Here is a 21,317-nt window from a genome sequence, read left to right as displayed (position 1 = left end):
TGGTATTATTTCTATTTATTTTAATCCTTTGACGAATATGTTTGATAGGTCGATTTGTTTTTCAAGCATGGTTTTCATCTCTTTTTTACTCGGAAATAACTCTTTGTTGCCATGAAGAATGCAAAGCGAAGTAATTCCGGCCATAGATTCCAGGTAAAGCTCTGCCATTTTTTCTGTGTTGATCATTCCAATCTCACCCTTTTCTATAGCTTGCTCAAATATGGCTGCATGATACCGTTGGTTTTTCTCCTTCATTTCCATGAAGTGTTTTTTCAGCTCATCCGAATTCAATGAGGAATCAGGACTGCCCCCGGAGAGATGGAGCATATAATACTTTTGAAAGAAACGATGCCTGATTTCAATAAAAGATACCAATAGGTCACTAAGAGAAATGTCGGTGTATGGAATCTTTTCCATCAGGGCAAAATAATCCGAAAAGATTTTATCGATCACTCCGAATACCAGGCTGTTCTTATCCGGGAAGTAATAATACAAAGAAGGCTTAGATACTGAGAGGTCCTCCGCAATTTCATTCATCGTGGTCTTATTGATCCCATAATGCATGAAACGTTTAATCGCCCCCTCAATAATCGCATCTCTTTTTTTATCTGTCTCTACCATTCTACTTTTTTACTTTTTGACTTTTTTCTATCAAGGGTCAAAAATACTGCCATTATTCAGTATCCCCAATTCTTCCAATGAAATTAGATTAAAATTACAAAAAAATGACGAGAATTTTATTTTGCTCTTAAGCCTTCCATGAAAATATCGGCAAACATCTTCTCCTTGGCAAAAATTTGCTTGAACATTTCCTTCCCGGGGAACATCATTTTTCCTTTAGCAAGGATGTTGAAGTGTATACCGGAAAGTGCATCCATAAAGATGTCGGTAGCCAGTTTAGGGTCTTCCATAGCCAGCTCGCCGCTGCTGATACCTCTGCTAAAGAGTGAACTGATGATAATGGCCTCAAATGTCTTGGCCCGTTGAAATTTTTCGAAGAGCCCTTCAGGCAGTTCATTACCTATGATCTGGTTTTCTTCGAAGAGGTTGTAGTATTTCTGGATGTACGACTGCCTCTTTTGCAGCAACTTCAGTACGCCCTCAGTTGAGCTGCTTGTTTTGTCGACAGATTTGACCAGGTCGCGACTGATGATGTGCATCAGGTGTTCTATAGCGCTTACATATAAGCTCAGTTTGTCAGGAAAGTAATAATACAATAGTGCTTTTGAGAAAGAAATGTCTTTGGCAATTTCGGTCATTGTAGTTTTTGCCAGTCCGTAATGCGCAAATCTTTTTAATGCGGCTTCTATAATGAGTACTCTTTTCTTATCCTGATTTTCCATACATGTTTAATTGCTGTCCCGCCTGATCCCTCCCCTGGATGTCTAACTTGTTAACAATCGAGAGGAAAAATAGGAATTTTTTTTAAATAATAATTTTAACATATTCATTACAGGTCATTATCCGCTACATTTGTAGCCTGATCAACACTAATTCTATGTCTGCACTGCAAGAAAACACCGCTCTAAAAGCTTACAATACCTTTGGAATCGATGTTAAAGCCCGCTATTTTTCTGAGATCTTAACAGAGGAGGGGCTGATCGAAATGCTGCAGTCCGATCTGATCCATTCCCAGTCTTTACTGGTATTGGGCGGTGGAAGTAATGTACTGTTCACTCAGAATTTCGATGGCTTGGTATTGAAGATCGGTATCCCCGGGATTTCGGCAGTAGCCAATGGGGACGAGGTACTGGTTACAGCAGGTGCCGGTGTAGTCTGGAATGATTTTGTGAATTATTGCGTCTCCCATGGCTATGCAGGCGTTGAGAACCTGAGCCTGATTCCGGGGACTGTAGGGGCTGCTCCGGTTCAGAATATCGGTGCGTACGGTGTAGAACTAAAAGATGTATTTCATTCCTGTAAAGCATTCGAAATTGCTACTGCACAGTCACGCGTTTTTAACTTCGGGGATTGTGGTTTCGCTTACCGCGACAGTGTCTTTAAGACGACACTTAAAGGACGTTATATCATAAGTTCAGTTACATTTAAGTTGAGCACGAAAGCCAATATCAATACACAATATGGTGCAATACAGGATGAACTTAGAAAAAGGAATATTCTTCAGCCCGGTATTGCAGACATCGCAACAGTAGTCGCTCAAATCAGGGTCAGTAAATTGCCGGATCCTTCTACAATTGGTAATGCCGGTAGTTTCTTTAAGAATCCTGTAATCAGTAAGGATCAATTTGAAAAAGTCTACCATGACCATCCTCTGGTTGTGAATTATCCTCTGGCAGACGGAAAGGTAAAGCTAGCTGCCGGCTGGCTTATCGAAGCATGTGGTTTCAAAGGGGTGATAGCAGGACAAACAGGAACCTGGAAGAACCAGGCTTTGGTACTGGTCAACCATGGTCATGCCACAGGTCAGGAAGTGTATAGTTTTTCGGAACAGATTATAGCAGCAGTGGATGCCAAGTTTGGTGTGAAACTGGAAAGAGAGGTAAATATTCTGTGACATATTGTTTAAAGTTGTGTATAGGCCGGAAATTAATTATGTAGCCGCTTTCTGGGGTTTTTGGTACGCATGTTGTATATAGTTTGATGTATAAGATTAAACAAACTTTATGATCGCCACGTATTGTTAAATTGTTTGTTTGATGAATGTTGAACCCTAAATCTTTAAACATCATGACAAAAAATGAATTCAACCTCCAGCTCAACGACCACTCAGTCTCTTTACAGTCATTTGCCCTAAATTTCACCAAAGACATTGAAGATGCGAATGATCTCGTTCAGGATACCATGTTGAAAGCGGTAACTTATTACAGCAAATTTAAAGAGGGTACAAATTTGAAAGGATGGTTGTTTACCATCATGAAAAATACATTCATCAATAATTACAGACGCCTGGTAAAGACAAATTCTATCATTACCCAGTCTGAAGATATTTCCTCTGCCAATCTTCATTACAGTGCATCTAAGAATTCCAGTGAAAGTAAGTTTATCATTGGCGATATCAATAAAGCATTGGCTACGCTTCAGCCGGAATACTATGTGCCTTTCATTAAATACTTTGAAGGCTTTAAATACCATGAAATTGCAGAAGAACTGAATATTCCAATCGGAACTGTGAAAACGCGGATCCATGTGGCCCGTCAGATCCTAAAAAAATACCTAAAAACTTATTCGAAGGAGATCCTGGGTGCGGATGTAGCCTAGATCGATTCAACTTATACTAAAAAGCCACTATTCAGTGGCTTTTTTTGTTTACGCTAAACCCTTTGAAAATGGTACTTTTGAGGCTGATAATATCAAAATGGACAATACCTATCTTCAAAACTCATCGGTAAAATGGATGCTGATGCTTCCTGCAGCGCTCATCTCCGGATTGTTTTTTTCATTGATCGCCTGGCTGCTCGTCTTATTGGGAGTTCAAACAATAGGGTATTCCTGGCAGGAGCTGCTGTTTTATCCTGTGTTGTGCCTCCTTGGTCTGCTGGTGTATCATTTTTTAAATGTGAGTTTTCCCAATAATGATTTAGAAAAATTCAGCCTCTCCTTCAGTAATTTGCTATTGGGAATCGGCACTGGAATGTTGTTTTTTACCTATACGAAATGGCTCAGTTTACTTGCATTTCTCCCACTGTTGTTGCTGTTGTTTTATGTAGAATATGTCAATAAGCTTCGGTTCATGTATCGCTTTTACCGGGCTTACTTTGCTGGTCTTCTGGTTTTTTATCCGGCTTATACGATGCTGATCCATTATCAGTTCATTTCTTACCAGGCGGAGGAAACCATGAAGCTGAATATTGGAAGCATCCCGTTTGAGTGCTATTTTTACTTTATGGGTATGTTGTTATCCGGTATCTACTTGTTTGAATTATTCAAAAGCAAAAATGGAAAATATGGAACTGCCGGCTTATAGCAAACAGCAACTGGCCCTGAGAAATGGTCAGGACAAGCCCCAGATCTGGGTGGCTTACCAGGGACTGATTTATGATGTCACAGAAAGCAGGCTCTGGAGAAACGGAAAGCACTATGAGCACTGGGCAGGCCAGGATCTGACCGATGAACTGCCTGATGCACCGCATACCGCTACAGTATTTGAAAAGTTTAAGGCAATAGGGGTACTGAAATAAAAGGGCTGAATTCAGCCCTTTTATTATTTCTACTATTGTTCAATCGTGAAAGAACTCAGGTTCACAAATTCCTGGATACGTCCTGCAACTTCTTCAGGACTCAGGTTGATTATTTTCTCTGTTCCGAATTTTTCTACACAGAAGGAAGCCAATGCAGATCCGAAAATGATCGCATTTTTCATGTTATTGAAGTTTACAGTGCCTACTTTGGCCAGATAGCCAATAAAACCACCTGCAAAAGTATCGCCAGCTCCTGTAGGATCAAATACCTCTGCGAGCGGCAATGCAGGTGCTGAAAAGATTTTGTCTTCATGGAATAACAATGCGCCGTGTTCACCTTTCTTAATGATCAGGTACTTTGGTCCCATGGCAAGAATTTTTTGAGCTGCTTTCACAAGAGAGTACTCTCCGGACAACTGACGGGCTTCCGCGTCATTAATGGTAAGCACATCTACCAATTTAATGGTTTCCAGCAGATCTGGCATCATGATGTCCATCCAGAAGTTCATCGTGTCCAATACAATTAATTTAGGCCTGTTTTTAAGACGTTTGATGACCGTTTGCTGGACGATTGGAGTAAGATTGCCCAGCATGAGGTATTCGCAGTCCTGATAGCTTTCCGGGATAATCGGGTCAAAGTGTTCCAATACGTTCAGTTCAGTCGCTAAAGTGTCGCGGCTGTTCATGTCATTGCGGTATTTTCCTGACCAGAAAAATGATTTTTCTCCTGCTTTTATTTGCAGTCCCTCCGTATCAATACCATGCTCCGTGAAGGTGTCGATGTCTTTTTTCTGGAAATCATCACCCACTACACCCACAATTTTTACTTTATCGTAGAAGTAAGACGCAGCTAAACTTGCGTAAGTTGCGGCTCCACCTACGATTTTATCGGTTTTTCCGAAGGGAGTTTCAATAGCATCGAAAGCTACAGTACCTATGATTATCAGGCTCATATAAATTAATTAAAATTTTTTTTAAATTTTTTCACTGCAAATATTGCATAAATAAATTAAAACCCCTAATATTGCATTCCCAAAACGAACGAGAATATATGTTCTCAAAGCCTTCAAAAGCACGTTTTGGCAACCAGCACTCCTTCTTAGCTCAGCTGGTTAGAGCATCTGACTGTTAATCAGAGGGTCGCTGGTTCGAGCCCAGCAGAGGGAGCAAGTTAAAAAGCCCATTTTCTACAAGGAAATGGGCTTTTTTTATGCATGTGGAAGCATTCCTGCCCAAATCCAGCTGTTTATCAGATAATCGCTTAATTAAGTTCAGCAGCTATTTCTGCTCAACTTAGAACAAAAAGCGTCACAAATACGTAACAGTCTTTTTCGTTTCGTAGGCCTTCCGGTTTATCCTTTAACCCATTTAAACCTACATCAACATGGCAACAGTTGAAGCAAAAGTTTTCAGCCATCATTTGAAAAACGACGGCACCTACAATGTGAAGATTCGTGTCTTCCACAAACAAGAAAGGAAATTTATTGAAACCGAACATTACGTCAGTGCAAAGAAAGTTAAAAAAGACCCTAAGTCTAAAACTGATTTGATCATTGCCGATCAGTTTGTACGAAGATTATTGAACCGGACGCTTGATGATTATAGGGAGAAAATAAGTGGACTTGGTGAAAAATTAGAATTATTTACTTGTGGGGAACTAAGAGATTATCTAGAGGGGGCTGACAAAGAGATTGACTTCATCGCATTCTGTACAGAATATATACAAGGTCTAAGAGATCTCGGTAAAAGCAAGACAGCAGCGAATTTTAATACCATAAAAAATAGCCTGACAGATTTTTTTAGGCGTCCAAAAGTTGGAATTTCTGAAATAGATGTGGACCTGCTTGTCGACTGGGAAATATTTCTGCGCACTGAAAGGACAATGGTTAGGCTTAACCAATTCCAGAAAGAGGTGATCACTACTCAGTCTCCCTGTACAGATGCAAGTGTCCACAATTACATGCGCGACCTTAGAGGACTGTTCAACCATGCAAGGAAGAAATACAATAAAAAGAAGCTAGGTCTAATACGGATTGAACACTATCCTTTTGATGAATATGAAATAATTCGTACACCTATTACCAAAAAGCGAAATTGTAAAATTGGTACGTTAAACAGAATCAGGTTTAGCAGAGCAAAAAAGGATAGCAGAGCTGCAATGGCCAGGGATCTTTTTATGCTGTCCTATTATATGTGTGGCATAAATGCAGCAGATCTTTTCCAAATTGATAATTCTAATATCGTTAAAGGCCGACTGGAATACAACCGATCTAAAACCAGAGACAAACGGAAAGACAATGCTTTTATCAGTATCAAAATTGTTAATGAGGCCAAGCCGTTACTAGACAAGTATCTCGGAAAGCTACAGTTACGCTACGCCACAATTGGTGAACTTAACAAAGCGCTGAGCCATGGTTTGAGAGACCTATGTGTCAAAAACAATTTAGTGGGGGTGACTTATTATTGGGCCCGTCATTCAGTAGGAACGGTTGCCAGGAATAAGTGCCGTATGAGCACCGACGACATTGGACTTGCTTTGAATCACGTAGACCAAGGCAAGAAAACCACCGATATTTATATCGAGAAAGATTGGAGGATTGTAGATGAACTGCAGGGAAAAGTAATTAAGTTACTGGGTAGGTGGACTAGAAAAAATCAAAGATGGGCTTCGGAAGTCAGAAAAAGGCTTAGTTTAACGAGTGCCTATAGCCCAAATTCTTAGATGGAGATTCTGGTATGGTTCAGGGAACTTCCGAGCAGCGAGGCAGATTTTCCGATAGATTGAAAATAAGTTTATGGTAAAATTGGAAGATTGTGAATGACATCCAGCCGGCAGTGCTCAAAATATATTTAAGATAAGAAGCTTACGGATTTCTTTGCGGCTGGGATATTTAGTGTAAAAAGAACGAATATTGGGACGTGAGTGGCCTAAGGCGCTTGCATAATCAACATCGAATCCCTGACGAAATCTCCGTCAGGGATTCTTGATTAGTATTCCGAAGGAAGTAGCAGGACTTCATCTATAAACCAGATGGTGACCTCATCTCCCGCAAAATCTGAAGTGGGTATTGTTGTTCGGAAAACCTCGTTGTAGTTGCCATCTCCGCAGTGGAGACTAAAGCCATGCTCGGGGGCATTGTTGCGTTGTAGCTTCCAGACCTGGAAGGGTTCATCTATCCGTATTAAAGAAATATGGTTGTGTAGGGCTATATCTTTAAGTAGCCAGTAGCATTTGAATTCCTGGGCAAGGTACTGTATGCCTTCAGTGTAGTTAAAACCAAAGACAGGGTGTTTAAAATAGCAGCTAGTTCCGGTGAATTGCGAAAGTTCTTCGTTTACATTTCTCATGGTACTCATGTGATTGTTATTTAAGTGAAACATTTAATTATTTCACGTTTTCGCTAGCCCTGACCAATATTCAAGCAAGGTGGAGAGGAAAAAATTGCGGCGCGTCACCAGACTAGCGTGGTGATACCCAATTTTTTGATACTACCTTTCAATGGTCGGTGAAAGCATTTTTGTGAACTAATTAATGGATTCACTTAACCAAGCACGAGTCTAGGAATAATTACAAGCTTCAAAATTGATCGGTCGATTAAAGATAATTGCCTCAGTTTGACTAGGCTAAACTACAAGAGTCTTCCAAGGAATTCCTACTTATTTGAAGGATATACTCCATGATAGGGAGTAGAATATTGATAATTTAGTTGTCAGAGATGTAAGTATATTTACCTGGGTGTGTTTAGTTACTGAGGTCTAGGTATGGTTTAAATATATTGGCAATCTGGAGATAAGAGACTATGGAGCAATATATGAAGTATCTTTCTGATAAATTGCTGTAAACGATATCGTAGAAATGCCTGAAATTGTGAGGAATTTTTGTCGACCTCTAAACACTATGGTTTGGTTTCGAGAGTTAACTTCTAAACTTTGAGGTTGTTCTAAAGTATGGTTGCTTTGGATAGCGACAATTCGAGATCCTATTTTTAAGCTTTTAGTCGATTCCTCAATGTCAAAATAATATTGGTTGTCGACAGGCAGATATTCAATCGATAAATCTGGACTATAAATTTCAGGTAAGTGACTAAATAGCACCTCATCATCAACTCTAGGTTCCACCCAAAGAATATTGATATAGTGATTTTCAGTTTTCTCTTTATCAAGCGTCAAAAAAATACCTAGATCTCGCAAAACTGGTATTTCTTCCATCAAATTACGATTTGATGTTCCATCATAATTTAAATCTACGGGACTATTCGATTCAACTGATTTGAGAATATACTTAGCGTCTGAAGTTATGTCGAGAGTAGCTTTGTCTTTTTTGCAACTAGCACAAATGACAATGAGGCTTAGAAGAGTTAAAATATGTCTTTTCATATCTAAGATGTTAGTATGCTGCCATTGGCATGACCATGAGTTCCAAGTGGTAGTAATAAATTGTGTTCATGTCAGAGAGTTTTGATTTAAAACTACTCAAAATAAATGGATCTGATTGAGCTCTTTGCTAAGATAAAATAAATTACGTTTGATTACAATAAAAGTCAAAGTTTAGGTTGAAAGTCAACTTGTTACTGTCCTTGTCTTAGCCGTATTTGGGTGTAAAAGAAGCACCAACCATACTGAAGGTAACGTAACTCAGCAAGCTGAAAAGCGTTTCATCTAACACCTTCGGTGTTTCATTGAAAATCCTTGGAGTCAGGTTAATCCCTTCTTTATTGATATGGTGTCACTCAGCAGACCTAATACGATCAGCCTGTCCTCTGTCAGGGCTGATATGGATAGTCCATGAGCCTATATTTTTTAAATGGGCTATAATTTGAAGAGTTAGTTTTCATATTTAAGTCTTTTAAGGATTGTTGTCTTCCCTGGATTGATTGACCTGATAGCCATTGCTCTCGACTACACATAGTAAAGCATTTTCCGCTAGGCGAACCCGAGAGGCGTCTTCCGCGGACACCTTCAAACCATCAAGGTTCTTTAAAAACTTAAAGCATTTTGCAATTTCGTAAAGGGCATTTTTCTCTGTCTGATCGGCTAATAATCTCATGGCATCTATCTAAAAAATTGGAAAAATAAGCGGGGTTGCCCCCGCTGGTCCGAATTAAAAAGGAAGGTCGTCTTCTGGTACAGGAATTGTATTGAATGACGGGGCACCCTCAGTTGCTACGACAGGCGGTTGTTCCTCAACCTTCGCATTGGACTTGCCATGCAGTTTGATCTCATTCACCCTGAAAGTCAGGCTTGCTTTAGGCTCATTACTCTTCATGTAGGCATTTACTCCTACAGAACCAGTTAACTCCACCAGTGTTCCCTTAATCAGGCATTGCGCCAGATTCTCGCCTCTCCAATAGGAGCATTCAAAAAACGTCGTCGTCTGTTTCTTCTCGCCATTACTGACATAATTCTCATTCAGGGCAACATTGAACCCAACTACTTTTTTGTCCGATTTAGTGTTTCTCACTACTGCATCCGATGTAATTCTACCTGTGATCTGCATAACTTTGTTTTTAATGGTTTATAATTTATTTGAATAATATTTTTCTTTCGTCAGCCCCTTTTTTGTGGCAGGTGGCTTGGTTTAAAAGAATAGCAGATAGAGCGATGAAGATTTTCGCCCGGATGAACTATAAGTCCCGCAGGGTGCGCCAGCATTATGCGTTCGAAGGAAGGGAATCTTCTACGACCTTAGCTGCCTTTTAACCCAAGTTATCTGCAGGAAAGTGTATGAGGTAACGAAAACGCTTTCTTATTTAGCAAGTCGCAATTGAAAGAGGGAATCAATCGACTTGCTTTTCCTTTTTGAAAGTTCCAGAGCGGCAATGACCGAGAGCGCTCTGGCATTGCCTATCCCATGAAACTTTTTGAGCTCCGCTATGCTAATTTTCCCCAAAGCCTCAAGGTCATTGCCTACGCTTGCTAAAATTCTGGCCGCAAGGTCAACGGCTGTTACATCCGGAGTTCCGGAGCCGATGAGCATCGCCAGCAGTTCCGCGTCAGACAGGGCATCGGCACCAAGTTTCATTAGTTTTTCACGCGAACGGTTTTCCGGCTCCCAGCCTTTGATGCCTCTAACCCGATAAGATACTTTCCGCTCGGATATCTCTTTTCTATGAATAACATTGGTGAAGAGCATTGAAAAGCTTTCAATCAGGAAGGTGAAATCTTCCTCAAACACACAGACGCTGGATCTTTTATATGTATTGTCCGCCAGGCGGTCGCTACGGGTGATCTGTATATAGTTGCTATTGTTACTGGCACGCTTGAAATCAAGGAAATAATGCCTGTTTGCTGATCCGAAAGTCTCGCTTTCTAAAATTACTGTTTTCATGTTCTAGAGATTTGTGGTAGCAAAACTCGGAAAGTGTCTATCACATCTCATTATAATAGCTGGTTAGTAACGTTAGTATCCGGTTTAACCGGTTAATCAATCAAAAGCATCGGGTCGAACGAAAGAATAAATCATTTATACAGCCGATTAAACGCTCATTAAACGTTTATTTCTTACTAATTCGGGAGAGGATTTGTGGCTGTTGACATAGATTATATAAATTAGTCGATCTCCTTATTATATTGACGATGATCGACAAATTAACTATCTCTGAGCGGAAGTGCCCTGAATGTTCTGGTAAATTACCCGGTAGGGCTGACCAGAAATTCTGCAGCGACAGGTGCAGAAGCCAATTCAACAATGCTAAACGGCAGGCGGCGAAGGAAAAGCGGCCAGAATTCCTGGACACCATCCCTAAAGCAATCCTGAAGAACTGGAAGATTTTGAAGGAGCTAAATGTAAACGGTAAGACAAAAGTGAAGAAGAGTAGGATGGAAGGCATGGGCTTCAACTTCAGATACCTGACTAGTTATCATACTACCCAGAAGCTTGATACCTATAAATTCTGTTTTGACCAGGGCTATCTGGAAATTAAGGATGGCTTTGTTTTATTAGTGGTTCAGGTCGATCAGGTTGAATAAACATTGCTTAAACAGAATTACTATAACAAAAAAGGGAATGACAAGCGCCATTCCCTCTTCCCCAAAACACGCTTATTTACTTGCTATTTTTAATTTCTGTAACTTCCTTACGGATATCTCCTGCTAATATTTTAATGTCTTGCAAAGCTTTGCGCAAACGAGTACCAGCTGCACTGTTGTTGGAGTTGTAGAACTTTTCTGCGTCTACCTGAGCTGCAGCTACGACTTCTTGTAATTTTTTGAAATTGTCCATTATCTATATGAATTAATAAGCGGCGAAAGTAGGAATAAAAGCGATATTTAGAAACATAAAGATCACAAAGTAAGTCAATTGAGATTCATTATGCCTAAAAAATTCTTATCTTTGTATTATTCAAGGGGGTCCTGTGAGAACCGAAGAAGCTAATCAGCAGTCCTGCTGAGCAACAGCCTGATCCACATTTTACATTTAAATTTTAAGAATATGAAGACGCTAATAAGAGTGGTATTGGTATGTTTTATTTTTTGTGGAATGATGTTCTCTGCGCTGACCATGAAAAAGCCTGTGCCGATGCAGTTGGCGGCATTTGGCTTTCTGGGCCTGATTGCCTGGAGATACCAGTATAAGAAAAAAAAGGAATTTGAGCGCAGGATTGCGCAATGGCAGATGAGGGAGATGCGCAGGGATTAAAGGAGATTCGTAGGTAGCATTTGCTGGATAAAAGTCCTACCTGCGCTTGGGTAGACCGTTTTGACTTTGAGTCTCAGACCGAGTCCAAGCTGGACCTGATTTAGGTTGAATTCACGCTCAGCGAGGCAACAAGAGCGATCTAAATAAGCTATCCATATTACCGATCCCGACAGGTAAGTGATGTCGAACTCTTTGCCAAATAGCCATCCAGCTACTTTAACCGTCCAAATCCTGCCTAAAAAATCGTTGCCATGAACAATTGTGAACTTACTTTTTTTGAACAACAGTCCAATATCAGCAAGTAATCGGTTTCCCGGTGAAAGACCAGTTGCAATAAAGAGCAACTGGTCTGTATTTTTATAGAAGTGTGCATTTCGCTCCAAGAAAGCGATCAGTTCCATAGCACATTCAGCTATGAAAACATGGCTTATCCGGCTTGGATTACGGTCACCGGCAAACCAGCAGTTATCGGTTATAGGAAGCAGATGCTGATCTAAGCTGAATAGTTCCTTGTCGGATCCGTAATTGAAACATAACTGGTCAGCAAAGTCAAGGATTGCATAAGCTAGAAAGAAATCACGGACATTCGGGCTGATACCAAGTTGACTAAGAAGGTCCGTCGTCATCTGGATCTACCCGTGCGGGAATAACCCAGAACCAGTTCTTCAGTTGCTGGTCTCTGATGCTCAGCAGCAGACTCCATATCCTTTTTAGCATTGATGAACCCTTTGGTCATGGCAAGGGCTTCAGGATCAGTATTGCGCAATCCATTCAAGGCCTTCAGTCCATGGTAGATCACATAAGTCAGACCTCCGTCCAGGAATACCGAAGCGAGCAGGAAAGCTTTATCTGACCGGATCCCCTGAGTCTCCACACCACTGTATTTGAATCTGGTGCCATCAGAGAGCTCGACTTCTTTGCCATCCTGATAGTCTTGTTTCTGCTGTTCGTTTAGTTTTTCACCATTGACTAAATCCGGTGATTTGACTTTGCCGGTCTCTGTCTTTATAAATTCCCTCGTATCAGGATCAAACTCAAAGAGGTAATCTTTTTGCTGCTCACCGGCCTCCTTGATTCTTTTAAGGATCGAACTCGTCTGGCCAACTTGCAGCTGTTGCGCTTCCTCATCGGTCAGTCCGGGTGGGTAGGATGCTTCTTTATAAATCGGGTGCAATTTCAGTTCAGCCTCGCCATTGGATTTCCAGGAAAGGGAGAGCTTGGCATCAAGCTGGTCTATCCGGTAGCTTTCCGATTTTAGGTCATGCAGACTGATGAGATCAGTACGTCCCCCGCTAAGCAGGGCTTCACGGTCTGTTTTGGACAAGTGTAATTTTCCGTCATTGGCCAGGCCAAGTTTTTGCAGTTCAGCGAGTACATGCTGGAAGCGGGGATCATTTTCCTGAATGATAGGGATATTCATATTAGAGATTTTAAGTTAACGTTTGATTTTGGTTAGGGAAGAGAGTTGCTGTTCGTTAGGAGTGCTTGGTGTGCCAGTATCGGCTTTTCTCTCAGAAGTTTTCAGAGTGGCCGATAATGCAGGATGTGCTTTTGATTCCAGCAGATTGCGATATAAGCCGTCGGTCTTTTCCATCTTGATCTTCTGTTTAGATGATTGATCCTGGACTTCTACCCGGCCATTTTTATAGATACGGGTCACTTCATACACTTTGTCCTTATAGGAAATTTGATCAGACAATGCGAAATCTGACTGCTTTTGGAGGGGTTTCATTTCTGATTCTTTTTGAAGTCCTTGCGTTTCAAGGTTCTTGGTGTAAGCAATAATATTCCTGGCTTCCTCGGCTGCGGATTGTACCGCATTCGGTGCATTTTTGAGATGAGAGATCAAGTGCTTCGCATCTGCTTTGTCTATTTCAAATCCATACGGAGTCTTCAGCTCGGTGGAGTATAGCATAGCGGAAAGCAGTTCACGCAGGTTTTCAGCAGCGAAGCCGGCGCTGCCCGGCTGGGCATTCATCGGTTCATTACTCTGATAACCTTGCCTTTTCAGTCGAATGTCCTGGTCATCATGACCTACGCTGTAGGATAGCAGCTTCTCGATTCGCTCAGTACTGATCTTGTTTTGCTCGGGTTGTTTGCGCATAAATTCTACCAGGGCAGGCATGCCATTAATCTGGCTGGCGTTGAATACCCATGCCTTTTCTGTAACAGGCTCCGGACGTGTGATCCGCTCATATTTGACCTTTCCATTTTCATCCCTGAGGTTTTTTCCCTCCCCATTTTTTAGCGGTTTTCGTTCAGAGTAACTGCTGAAGGTAATCAGTACCGGCCTGGCAGATTTGCCAATCTCCCAGCCGTTCTTCCTGGCCTGAAGCTGCGTTACCCAACGCGGGTCTTCATGGCCTTGCATCGAAAGCCATAATGCATTCAGTCCTTGATAATTCTTTCCGGTCGAGGCATTTACAGGCTGCGTAGACAAAGGCTGGAAAGCAAAAGGTTCATCTGAAGGGGACTTCAGGTACTTTTCGAGCTGGACAAGGATCTTATTTCCGATCTGCTCAGCTATTGATTTAAAATTCTTCATCGCTTAAAATGGATTAGGGTTCATGAATATTTTGACGATCTGCTCGACTTCTGCGTTGATCTTTAAGAAGTTATTAATCAGGATCTGCTCCTTCTTATCCCCGAAATCATAAAATACGGGAAGCTCCCGGTATTGCTTCTCCTCGGCCTTGATCTCCTTCAAATCTAGGTTGATGCGGCAATTGACCGCAGAGGTCTCAAAGCTCCCGTCATAATAGACTTTAGGATCAGCAGCGATCAGTCCGACCATCTCGCCGGTGTTGAGCGAGGCGATCTTGCCGGCCGGGATCAAAACCTCCATGCGTTCATTCAGGGAAGTAGAAGTCCTATTGCGGTCGATGGATAGGTTCTCGGAGATCTGCTTGCTTTTACCGAGCAGTCGTTCCAGCCAATCCAGTGTTTCTTTATGGCGGACAGCGCCTGAAAGGATGTTGCCCACCACAGAAGTAAGCACAGCTGCGGTATCCTTACCATACTGCTGACGAAGCATCGGCAATTCCTGCAATGCCAGAAGGACAGCTACCTTCATGGATCGGGCAGTACTGATCAGATTTTCCACCCGGTGGATGAAAACAGTCGGGCACTCATCCACTACAATGGCGCATGGCAGATTCCCCTTGCTGTTGATGAGCCGGGTCAGCCTGTTCAATACGACAGAATAACAGGCTGAATTGATATTCTGTGTATTGGGATCATTAGCCAGTATAAGGACAGACGGATCATCAGGATCGGAGATTTTCAGGTTAAAATCATCCCCGGAGAAAACCCAAAAGGTCTCCTTGGTGGCAAGCCTGCTGATAAATACTTTCAGCGTACCGATCTGACCCTCCAGCTGGTCAAAAGCTTTCAAATCGAAAGCACTGCGAAAAGGGGACATCAGCGACATTAACTCCGGCTCAGAAAACAAAGTCCGGAAGATCTCCTCATAGCTGCGATTCATGAATGCCAGTACATGCGGAAAGCTGGAGAATTTGCCATCCTCATGCTTGCGGAAAAAGAAGATGCATGACGCCAGGAAGTTAATCGCCGACTGGGTAAAGAACTGGTCAGCTCCTCCACTCTTGTCGCCCTTCTTCATGGCTTCCACCAGCCCTTCCGCAGTCTCAGAGGCATCGGCGAGGGAATTGATGTAAGCTTTTTTGAAGACATTGATCCTGCGGCTTTTCTCGACCTCATTGAGGTTGATCACATTAAACCCATAATTCAAAAACTTACCCTCTGATCTTGCCAGCAGGTAATGGTAATACAGGATCTTACCCAGATCAGGGAATTTAAAGTCATATAAAGCCATCGTAAAACCTTTGGCCATCAGCTGGCGGATTGCCGGGTTGATGATGGACCAGGTCTTACCTGATCCCGGAACTCCAACAACCATGCAGGATTTATATACGTTCGTCATATTGATCCAGCCATTCCGCACTTTACCTTTGAAATAAAACTGCATCGGGATATTTACCGAGCAATCCGTATCGATCCGCTTTTCAGGCTGCATGAAACTTTCCTGCTCCACATTCCATTTGTCCTTACCCAGCCCGGAACGGATAATCTTGGAGATGTTATCCAGTGAAATACTCAGCAGTAAGGATCCGGATAGCGAGGAAAGCATGTACCAGAGATCAAACCAGGTGGTATAAGAAAAAACAAACTTAGAAGGCTGTCCATAAAGCCAGAGGCTGCCGAAGAAAAGCAGGAAACCGAGACAAAGTGGGATGACAATGTGCCGCTTCGGGTCAAGATCGGTTTTCTTTTTAGCCAGCGTGCCGATACTCACCAAACAAATTAGCGTCAGGGTGGAAAATTTGCTGTATATCATTTGCTGATAGATCGGAATTAGCGAAAGCTTTTCCACTACAAATGAAAAAAGCCCCAGAAAAGGGGCTCTGGTATAAACCAAAACGGTGATCTCGAAGATTACCGATAGGTAAATGGCACATTGCAGGAAGCCATGAAGCTTCTGCTGTACATGGGTTTCTTCCATAACTATGATCTTAAATGAAACAGATAGATCTAATCCGCGCTAGGCAGGAATTGGTCAGTTTTCAGAGCTAGTCTGATTTTGGTAGGAGCCTTGGAAGTTAAAGGATTTCTTCCTACAACACATCCGCTTCCAAAACATCCCTGTATTTGAGCTTCAATTCGATTACCCTTCCGGAAATCTGCTTTTCGGAAAGCTCGATCTTCAGCAGCTTATGACCCGGGAAACTGAATTTCCGAAATACAAATACGTTCCGGTAATTCCGCTTAAAAGCAGGATGGCTCAGCAGAACAAACTCCGGCTTGATCTCAACAGATTGAACCGTAGAGGCCTTATTGATCTTTTCATCTTCAATCATAAACCGTATTTCATCAGTGTCAAAACGCAGATTGGAAAAGTTGGTGTATCCGATATCCAGAAATACATAATCACCCATGGTAGACAAATGATTGATGTTGCCACGAATGTCAAAGGCTTGACTATGCGCTATATTTTTTTGCTTCTTTTTAGCCAACATCTGAGCTGCCAGATTACGCAGTTGGTTCTTCGATAATGACAATCCTGATAGCTCTAAAGGGCGCATATGTCCGGGAAGAATCTCGATCTGCGTTAGAAACTCCCTGCCTGGAAGTTCCTCGCTGAAAGCGACCCGAAAGGAAGCCAGAAACTTTTCTCCGGCAATAGTCACTACAGCACCCGAACTAAGATCAGCACCCTTTTTCAGGGAATCTGGCACACGTTTGATGCGCAAAACATTTTTCAGGGGGAGGTCAGCAACAATACCCTTCGTTGAAATGTCCACATATTGGATCGGCTCGGGAGAAATAAAGTGAAAAGTAGATAAGCCCGGCAATAATACAACAGGCAATTGTTGAGTATAAGAAAATAGGGCAGTACAAATAAAAACTACCGTTAAGAATAAGAGTTTCATAAACAGGGGATGAATGATTAATAATTTTTCTGTGCGTTTTGAAGCGCTTCAGGATCGATGAGATAGATATAGGAATTGTACTTGACCTTGGCCTTGTTCTTCCGGATCATCGAAGCGATGGCTGAGGATGTGGACTGGAATACCTTGTCAATGCCGGACATCAGGAACTGGTTTCCCGTGGAACTGCCCTGCAAATTTACGCCCTGCATGGAGTTTCCACCGAGATCCTTAGTGAACTCCCGGAAAGCAGATTCAGGAACGTATAAGCCGGGCAGCCCATCCGCATCATAGATATCCAGCTTCACGGGCAGGATCTTCCCATCCTGCAATATGGACTGTACAGTTAATGTTACCCGCTGATCACCAAATCCTGAGATCAGGGCGTACAGGTAAGTACCTTTGCGAACCTGGAGGTTGCCGGCCCGAATATCCTCCAGTAAACGTAACCTGATCCGTGAACCAGCGTAGGCAGTCACATTCTCATCAATGACAGCCGTGATGAATGACTCCTTCTTACCCGGCAGCAGCGTATTGAATACATCGGAGAACTCCTGCTCTTTGACTACTGCTAATTTAGGCTGGCTTTTGCGCAAAGACTCCGCTTTTGCCAGGTCAGCCTGACGTTTCATTTCCTCCTTGTATTCCGGATCAGAAGCCTTGGCCACACTGTCCATGTAAGCCATCTGCGATTTGAATATTTCCATTGGGTCTTTCTCCTTAACTGGAGGCGCAGCAGCATCCGGAGATAGTAAAGGCTTAGGATATACAGGGTAGGAATCATACCCAGGATGCTGAGGCCTGTTCAGGCTTGAAAATGCCTCCGCTAACTGACGATCCTGGGCGGACATTCTTCGGTTACCAAGTGCAGCGAAAGATGGTCCGTCCGCATAAGGAAGCCCGGTCCCGGAAAAACGTGATTTCATCCGGCGGTCAATCGAATCCAATCCTGAGTTTTCAAAAGTGTCATAGGAAGAACCTGAACCAGGTGGACCTTCAGCGGCATCATCAATGGGATTAACAGCGGTCATGCCATCAGCCTCTTTATATTGATCGGTGTAGGCCTGAAGCTTATCGTCGAAAGCTTTTTTCTGCACATCAGATGATGCGCTACCAATCTGGTCCTGCATACCTTCCTGTGTTTTCAAGTTCGGCTCTTCCGCTGATGAACTTTGCGTATAAACCCAGAAGAACAGGAAGAGGAAAGGCAATGCGATCAGCGGAAAGATGTACTTGGGTTGTTTAAAATTGATCTTCATTTGGGATTGGGATTTAAGTTTTGAGAATCACTGAGGCGCTTTAACTCGTCAATTGCCAAACTCATGCGCAGACTGTCTGCGCCGCTCAGGCTATCCTTAGCCAGCATCTGCTCAATCTCCTGTTTGATGGCAATGGTCCGGCGCAGCGCATCGCCTTGTCGGACAATCTCGCCGAAACCATCCGAAATAGGTCTGACCACTGATGGCTTTTGCCCGGCGGTAATTGTTATACCGGGCCTAAGTACATAAAAGGATAGGACCATCGAAGACAGCATGAGCAGGATCATAGTGGCAAACACAAACCTGGGCCTGCGCTGGAGAAAAATCAGCAGTGTAGCATAGACAGACGTCGAAAGTTGAGCAAATTCCTTTTTGAGTTCCGATAGCAGCGTAACTCCCGGGGGCCGGTTAGAGTGTATTTTTTTGAACATTTTCGAGGTCTTTGTTTTCCAGGGTTTTCCAGCCCGTAATCAGCAGGCCATGCGGGTTATTCTCGCTGCGGGGGATATCTTTCAGGTGTCCTTCGGTCACCAGAGAACGAATCAGCGTGGCACTGCGGCGGTCTATCTTCAGCTTACCATGAAACCGAAAGTACTTTTTAGGCACATCGAGCAAGATCGAATCAGTTTCCAGGGTCAGCACGGAACTTGAAGAAAGCACCGAATTGAAATAGCCCTTTTCTTTCAGATTATTGAGTTGTAAGATACCGGACTCATCGATCAGGTACATGGCTTTCTTCATCTGGTACTGGATGTACTTGTCATCCGGGGTGAGTGAAAAGAAGATGGAATGAAACAGGTCGACGTGGGCTTTGTATTCGGCAGGCCGGTTCATTTGCATGTCCGTCTGCCGGGCAAGGATGGGGACGTTGTTGTCCAGGATGTAAACGCTCTGGCGTGCGAGGGCTACCTGCTTGTACGCAGAAAAAGCCACCATACCACAGACCAGAACGCAGAGCAAGAGACTGCCCAGTGCCACGGTGGTAGCCAGGCGGATCTTGCCCTCAATGCTTTTGATTAACATAAAATGGGATTAAGAAATGAAATAAATCGTCAGGAAACTACAACAGCTTTCCAGCCTTCTTGACGACCGAGGATACAGTTACCGATCCGCGGCCGAAGCTCGATGCAGCCGACGTAATGCCAGATGTAGAAATGATCCAGGTAGAGATGCTGGGTACGGTGAACATGCAGATCGCACCAATAAAAAACACGATGATCACGGTTCCAAAGGATAGGATGCCGTTGGAAGCAAACCAGAGCATTTTCTCCATGCTGCCTGCACCGTCTGGTCCGACCAACTCCTTATACTTAGAAATCTCCGAACTGAGCGCATATTTTTGCATCAAGCCCATAATATACATGATCAGGTATGCAATTCCGGAATACAGATTAACAGAAACAAACCTGGCGATCCAGGTTGAAAAGCTGTCCCGGAATGCCGGGAGGATACTCGCCGCAACCGCGAAAGGCCCCAGGATAATGAGGATTGAAGAATAAATAATTTGGAGGATAAACACAATGTACACCGCAATCCGCAGTATCCACAAACCAAGCAATTCCAGTAGCTGGGTCAAGAGTAACTGCATCCCAATGGCAAGTCTGTTCTTCAACTCAATCAGGGGGGAAACAACAGTGGAAATTCCCTCTTTTACTGTACTCGTCACAGCATCCCAGGCCTTACCATACCAGGTGTCCGATTCTTTTTCCGCCACCTCGCTCTGCGCCTGGAACCAGTACATTGAATTGGCGGTCTTAACCATCAGGTCTGCCCTGATGAGCCGCAAATTGTTGATGTTGTTTTGTTCAGACATGAACATCTCCTCTGTCTTAAGCGCAACCAAGTCCGTGGGGAAAGCGATGACTTTGACAAATGTGCCCCACCAGAGTATTACCATCGTCAAACCGAATGGCCGGAGCAGGGGCATCACCTCCAGCTGTTTATCACCAGCCATCATCTCATAGGATTTGATGGCGAAGAAAATGATCATGAAAATTGCCGCCAATGCCTTGGCATCCGTAATGAACAAATCAAAATGTGTCCAGATGGAATCCTTCATTTCCTTGAGAAAGACCATTACACCTTCTTCGTAGACACCATTGCCCTGCAGGAACTCCAGGGACTTTTTATAATCCGGGTTGGTAGTCTGAGCAGACAAACCGATACCAGAAAGCAGCAGTATTGCTGTCAATGTTATTTTATACATAGAATAAGTTATTATGAAAAAATCTGCCGGGCAGGCATAAAAAAACCGGAAGGATTTCCGGTACAATAATTAATTCAGTGAAACGGGTCAAAGAAGCGGATCTTGTCTATTGTCCCAAAAATAAAGAACCATGATATAGGTATCACCTACTTTGTAAAACATGGAACAATTGCCGTGGAGCACACACTTTCTGATCTCCCTTTGTTCATCAGCAAGCGCGTATAGATAGGGACTTTTCGCAATTGCTTTTAACGCTCTTGAGACTTTGGCTTTTAACTTCGCGACGTATGCTTCACCCCACTGCTCAGAAAGCTGGCTCACCAGCGTTTCAAAAGTTTCTTCGGACTCCGGAGAAAACCTGATTGGAAGCGACATAAAACTATTTTAGGTGTTTTGAGGCGAACTCCTCTGAAGAAATCGAATTGCCGGCCTCAAACTGAGCAAGGCTTTTATCAATTCCTTTTAGAACATGTGCAGGTAACTTCTCAGTCTTAACCTGAGGTTCAAACTGGACTTTAAGTGCTTTAAGGACAGCCTTAACTGTTCTCAGCTGTTCTGCAGTTTCAGTATGTATTACAAGACTTTCCATGTATACAAATGTACAAAAAACGCGCCGCATAACAAAAA

27 protein-coding genes and 1 tRNA gene are annotated in these 21,317 nt (G+C 42.9%); 8 read left to right on the top strand and 20 right to left on the bottom strand.

Annotated elements, in window-relative coordinates; genetic code table 11:
• Positions 1-15 precede the first annotated feature (15 nt).
• Positions 16-621 (bottom strand): TetR/AcrR family transcriptional regulator, encoded by a 606-nt coding sequence (locus WAE59_RS25110; RefSeq protein ID WP_337858766.1) that lies wholly within the window; start codon positions 619-621, stop codon positions 16-18.
• 116 nt (positions 622-737) lie between these two features.
• Positions 738-1,343, bottom strand: coding sequence for a TetR/AcrR family transcriptional regulator (locus tag WAE59_RS25105; RefSeq protein ID WP_337858765.1), 606 nt, complete (start codon positions 1,341-1,343; stop codon positions 738-740).
• A 155-nt stretch (positions 1,344-1,498) separates the two neighbouring features.
• Here WAE59_RS25105 and murB point away from each other — a divergent pair, with 155 nt between their 5' ends.
• The 4 genes from murB (at position 1,499) to WAE59_RS25085 (ending at position 4,139) form a co-directional block, all read left to right on the top strand.
• Positions 1,499-2,515 carry a UDP-N-acetylmuramate dehydrogenase gene (murB, locus tag WAE59_RS25100; protein ID WP_337858764.1) on the top strand — a complete coding sequence of 339 codons (1,017 nt, stop codon included), beginning with the start codon at positions 1,499-1,501 and terminating at the stop codon, positions 2,513-2,515.
• A 173-nt stretch (positions 2,516-2,688) separates the two neighbouring features.
• Positions 2,689-3,219 carry an RNA polymerase sigma factor gene (locus WAE59_RS25095; protein ID WP_337858763.1) on the top strand — a complete coding sequence of 177 codons (531 nt, stop codon included), beginning with the start codon at positions 2,689-2,691 and terminating at the stop codon, positions 3,217-3,219.
• Between the two features lie 34 nt (positions 3,220-3,253).
• The gene (locus WAE59_RS25090; protein WP_337858762.1) at positions 3,254-3,925 is read left to right on the top strand and encodes a lycopene cyclase domain-containing protein; all 672 of its coding nucleotides are present in this window, start codon (positions 3,254-3,256) and stop codon (positions 3,923-3,925) included.
• Complete coding sequence (locus WAE59_RS25085; RefSeq protein ID WP_443147273.1) at positions 3,906-4,139, top strand: cytochrome b5 domain-containing protein; 234 nt, start codon at positions 3,906-3,908, stop codon at positions 4,137-4,139. Before WAE59_RS25090 ends, WAE59_RS25085 begins: the two co-directional genes overlap by 20 nt.
• A gap of 32 nt (positions 4,140-4,171) precedes the next feature.
• Here WAE59_RS25085 and WAE59_RS25080 read toward each other — a convergent pair whose 3' ends face one another.
• A complete protein-coding gene (locus tag WAE59_RS25080) occupies positions 4,172-5,092 on the bottom strand; it encodes a PfkB family carbohydrate kinase (protein ID WP_337858760.1) in 921 nt (306 codons plus the stop codon).
• A 140-nt stretch (positions 5,093-5,232) separates the two neighbouring features.
• Between WAE59_RS25080 and WAE59_RS25075 the strand changes: the two genes are divergently transcribed.
• Positions 5,233-5,306 (top strand) — tRNA-Asn (locus WAE59_RS25075).
• A gap of 217 nt (positions 5,307-5,523) precedes the next feature.
• Complete coding sequence (locus WAE59_RS25070; protein ID WP_337858759.1) at positions 5,524-6,861, top strand: site-specific integrase; 1,338 nt, start codon at positions 5,524-5,526, stop codon at positions 6,859-6,861.
• Positions 6,862-7,127: 266 nt separating this feature from the next.
• Here WAE59_RS25070 and WAE59_RS25065 read toward each other — a convergent pair whose 3' ends face one another.
• The 5 genes from WAE59_RS25065 to WAE59_RS25045 form a co-directional block, all read right to left on the bottom strand.
• Entirely contained in the window at positions 7,128-7,496 is a 369-nt protein-coding gene (locus WAE59_RS25065; protein ID WP_337858758.1) for a DUF6876 family protein, read from the bottom strand.
• 441 nt (positions 7,497-7,937) lie between these two features.
• Complete coding sequence (locus tag WAE59_RS25060; protein ID WP_337858757.1) at positions 7,938-8,516, bottom strand: hypothetical protein; 579 nt, start codon at positions 8,514-8,516, stop codon at positions 7,938-7,940.
• Positions 8,517-8,985: 469 nt separating this feature from the next.
• Positions 8,986-9,186 (bottom strand): hypothetical protein, encoded by a 201-nt coding sequence (locus WAE59_RS25055; protein ID WP_337858756.1) that lies wholly within the window; start codon positions 9,184-9,186, stop codon positions 8,986-8,988.
• A 54-nt stretch (positions 9,187-9,240) separates the two neighbouring features.
• Complete coding sequence (locus tag WAE59_RS25050) at positions 9,241-9,636, bottom strand: single-stranded DNA-binding protein (protein WP_337858755.1); 396 nt, start codon at positions 9,634-9,636, stop codon at positions 9,241-9,243.
• Positions 9,637-9,885: 249 nt separating this feature from the next.
• Entirely contained in the window at positions 9,886-10,467 is a 582-nt protein-coding gene (locus WAE59_RS25045; RefSeq protein WP_337858754.1) for a UPF0758 domain-containing protein, read from the bottom strand.
• A gap of 248 nt (positions 10,468-10,715) precedes the next feature.
• Between WAE59_RS25045 and WAE59_RS25040 the strand changes: the two genes are divergently transcribed.
• Positions 10,716-11,108, top strand: a complete 393-nt coding sequence (locus WAE59_RS25040) for a DUF2116 family Zn-ribbon domain-containing protein (RefSeq protein ID WP_337858753.1) — start codon at positions 10,716-10,718, stop codon at positions 11,106-11,108.
• A 76-nt stretch (positions 11,109-11,184) separates the two neighbouring features.
• Here the strand turns inward: WAE59_RS25040 and WAE59_RS25035 are convergent, their stop codons facing one another.
• Positions 11,185-11,361: a histone H1 gene (locus WAE59_RS25035; protein WP_337858752.1), complete on the bottom strand. Its 177-nt coding sequence runs from the start codon at positions 11,359-11,361 to the stop codon at positions 11,185-11,187.
• A gap of 210 nt (positions 11,362-11,571) precedes the next feature.
• On the opposite strand from WAE59_RS25035, the gene WAE59_RS25030 reads away from it, so the two are divergent.
• On the top strand, positions 11,572-11,778 hold the full coding sequence (locus WAE59_RS25030; protein ID WP_337858751.1) for a hypothetical protein: 207 nt from the start codon (positions 11,572-11,574) through the stop codon (positions 11,776-11,778).
• Here WAE59_RS25030 and WAE59_RS25025 read toward each other — a convergent pair.
• The 11 genes from WAE59_RS25025 to WAE59_RS24975 all read right to left on the bottom strand — a co-directional run bounded on the left by WAE59_RS25025 (position 11,775) and on the right by WAE59_RS24975 (position 21,279).
• On the bottom strand, positions 11,775-12,404 hold the full coding sequence (locus tag WAE59_RS25025) for a hypothetical protein (RefSeq protein WP_337858750.1): 630 nt from the start codon (positions 12,402-12,404) through the stop codon (positions 11,775-11,777). The two genes, WAE59_RS25030 and WAE59_RS25025, sit on opposite strands and share 4 nt — an antisense overlap.
• On the bottom strand, positions 12,401-13,198 hold the full coding sequence (locus WAE59_RS25020) for a DUF4099 domain-containing protein (protein ID WP_337858749.1): 798 nt from the start codon (positions 13,196-13,198) through the stop codon (positions 12,401-12,403). The genes WAE59_RS25025 and WAE59_RS25020 overlap by 4 nt, the downstream gene beginning before the upstream one ends.
• 15 nt (positions 13,199-13,213) lie before the next feature.
• The gene (locus WAE59_RS25015) at positions 13,214-14,323 is read right to left on the bottom strand and encodes an ArdC family protein (RefSeq protein WP_337858748.1); all 1,110 of its coding nucleotides are present in this window, start codon (positions 14,321-14,323) and stop codon (positions 13,214-13,216) included.
• Positions 14,324-14,326: 3 nt separating this feature from the next.
• Positions 14,327-16,300, bottom strand: a complete 1,974-nt coding sequence (locus WAE59_RS25010; RefSeq protein ID WP_337858747.1) for a type IV secretory system conjugative DNA transfer family protein — start codon at positions 16,298-16,300, stop codon at positions 14,327-14,329.
• Between the two features lie 112 nt (positions 16,301-16,412).
• On the bottom strand, positions 16,413-17,228 hold the full coding sequence (locus WAE59_RS25005; RefSeq protein WP_337858746.1) for a DUF4138 domain-containing protein: 816 nt from the start codon (positions 17,226-17,228) through the stop codon (positions 16,413-16,415).
• A gap of 17 nt (positions 17,229-17,245) precedes the next feature.
• Complete coding sequence (locus WAE59_RS25000) at positions 17,246-18,484, bottom strand: conjugative transposon protein TraM (RefSeq protein ID WP_337858745.1); 1,239 nt, start codon at positions 18,482-18,484, stop codon at positions 17,246-17,248.
• Positions 18,481-18,915, bottom strand: a complete 435-nt coding sequence (locus tag WAE59_RS24995; protein ID WP_337858744.1) for a hypothetical protein — start codon at positions 18,913-18,915, stop codon at positions 18,481-18,483. Before WAE59_RS24995 ends, WAE59_RS25000 begins: the two co-directional genes overlap by 4 nt.
• A complete protein-coding gene (gene traK, locus WAE59_RS24990) occupies positions 18,893-19,507 on the bottom strand; it encodes a conjugative transposon protein TraK (RefSeq protein WP_337858743.1) in 615 nt (204 codons plus the stop codon). Before traK ends, WAE59_RS24995 begins: the two co-directional genes overlap by 23 nt.
• Positions 19,508-19,544: 37 nt before the next feature.
• On the bottom strand, positions 19,545-20,690 hold the full coding sequence (locus WAE59_RS24985; protein ID WP_337858742.1) for a plasmid transfer protein: 1,146 nt from the start codon (positions 20,688-20,690) through the stop codon (positions 19,545-19,547).
• A gap of 87 nt (positions 20,691-20,777) precedes the next feature.
• Complete coding sequence (locus WAE59_RS24980; protein WP_337858741.1) at positions 20,778-21,065, bottom strand: type II toxin-antitoxin system RelE/ParE family toxin; 288 nt, start codon at positions 21,063-21,065, stop codon at positions 20,778-20,780.
• A 4-nt stretch (positions 21,066-21,069) separates the two neighbouring features.
• Entirely contained in the window at positions 21,070-21,279 is a 210-nt protein-coding gene (locus tag WAE59_RS24975; RefSeq protein ID WP_337858740.1) for a DUF2683 family protein, read from the bottom strand.
• Between the last annotated feature and the right edge of the window lie 38 nt (positions 21,280-21,317).

It is taken from the genome of Pedobacter sp. GR22-6 (genome assembly GCF_037402555.1).
Classification (GTDB): Bacteria; Bacteroidota; Bacteroidia; order Sphingobacteriales; family Sphingobacteriaceae; genus Pedobacter.
The sequence above is the reverse complement of the archived record's forward strand: the minus strand, read 5'-3'. Positions and strand labels throughout refer to the sequence as shown.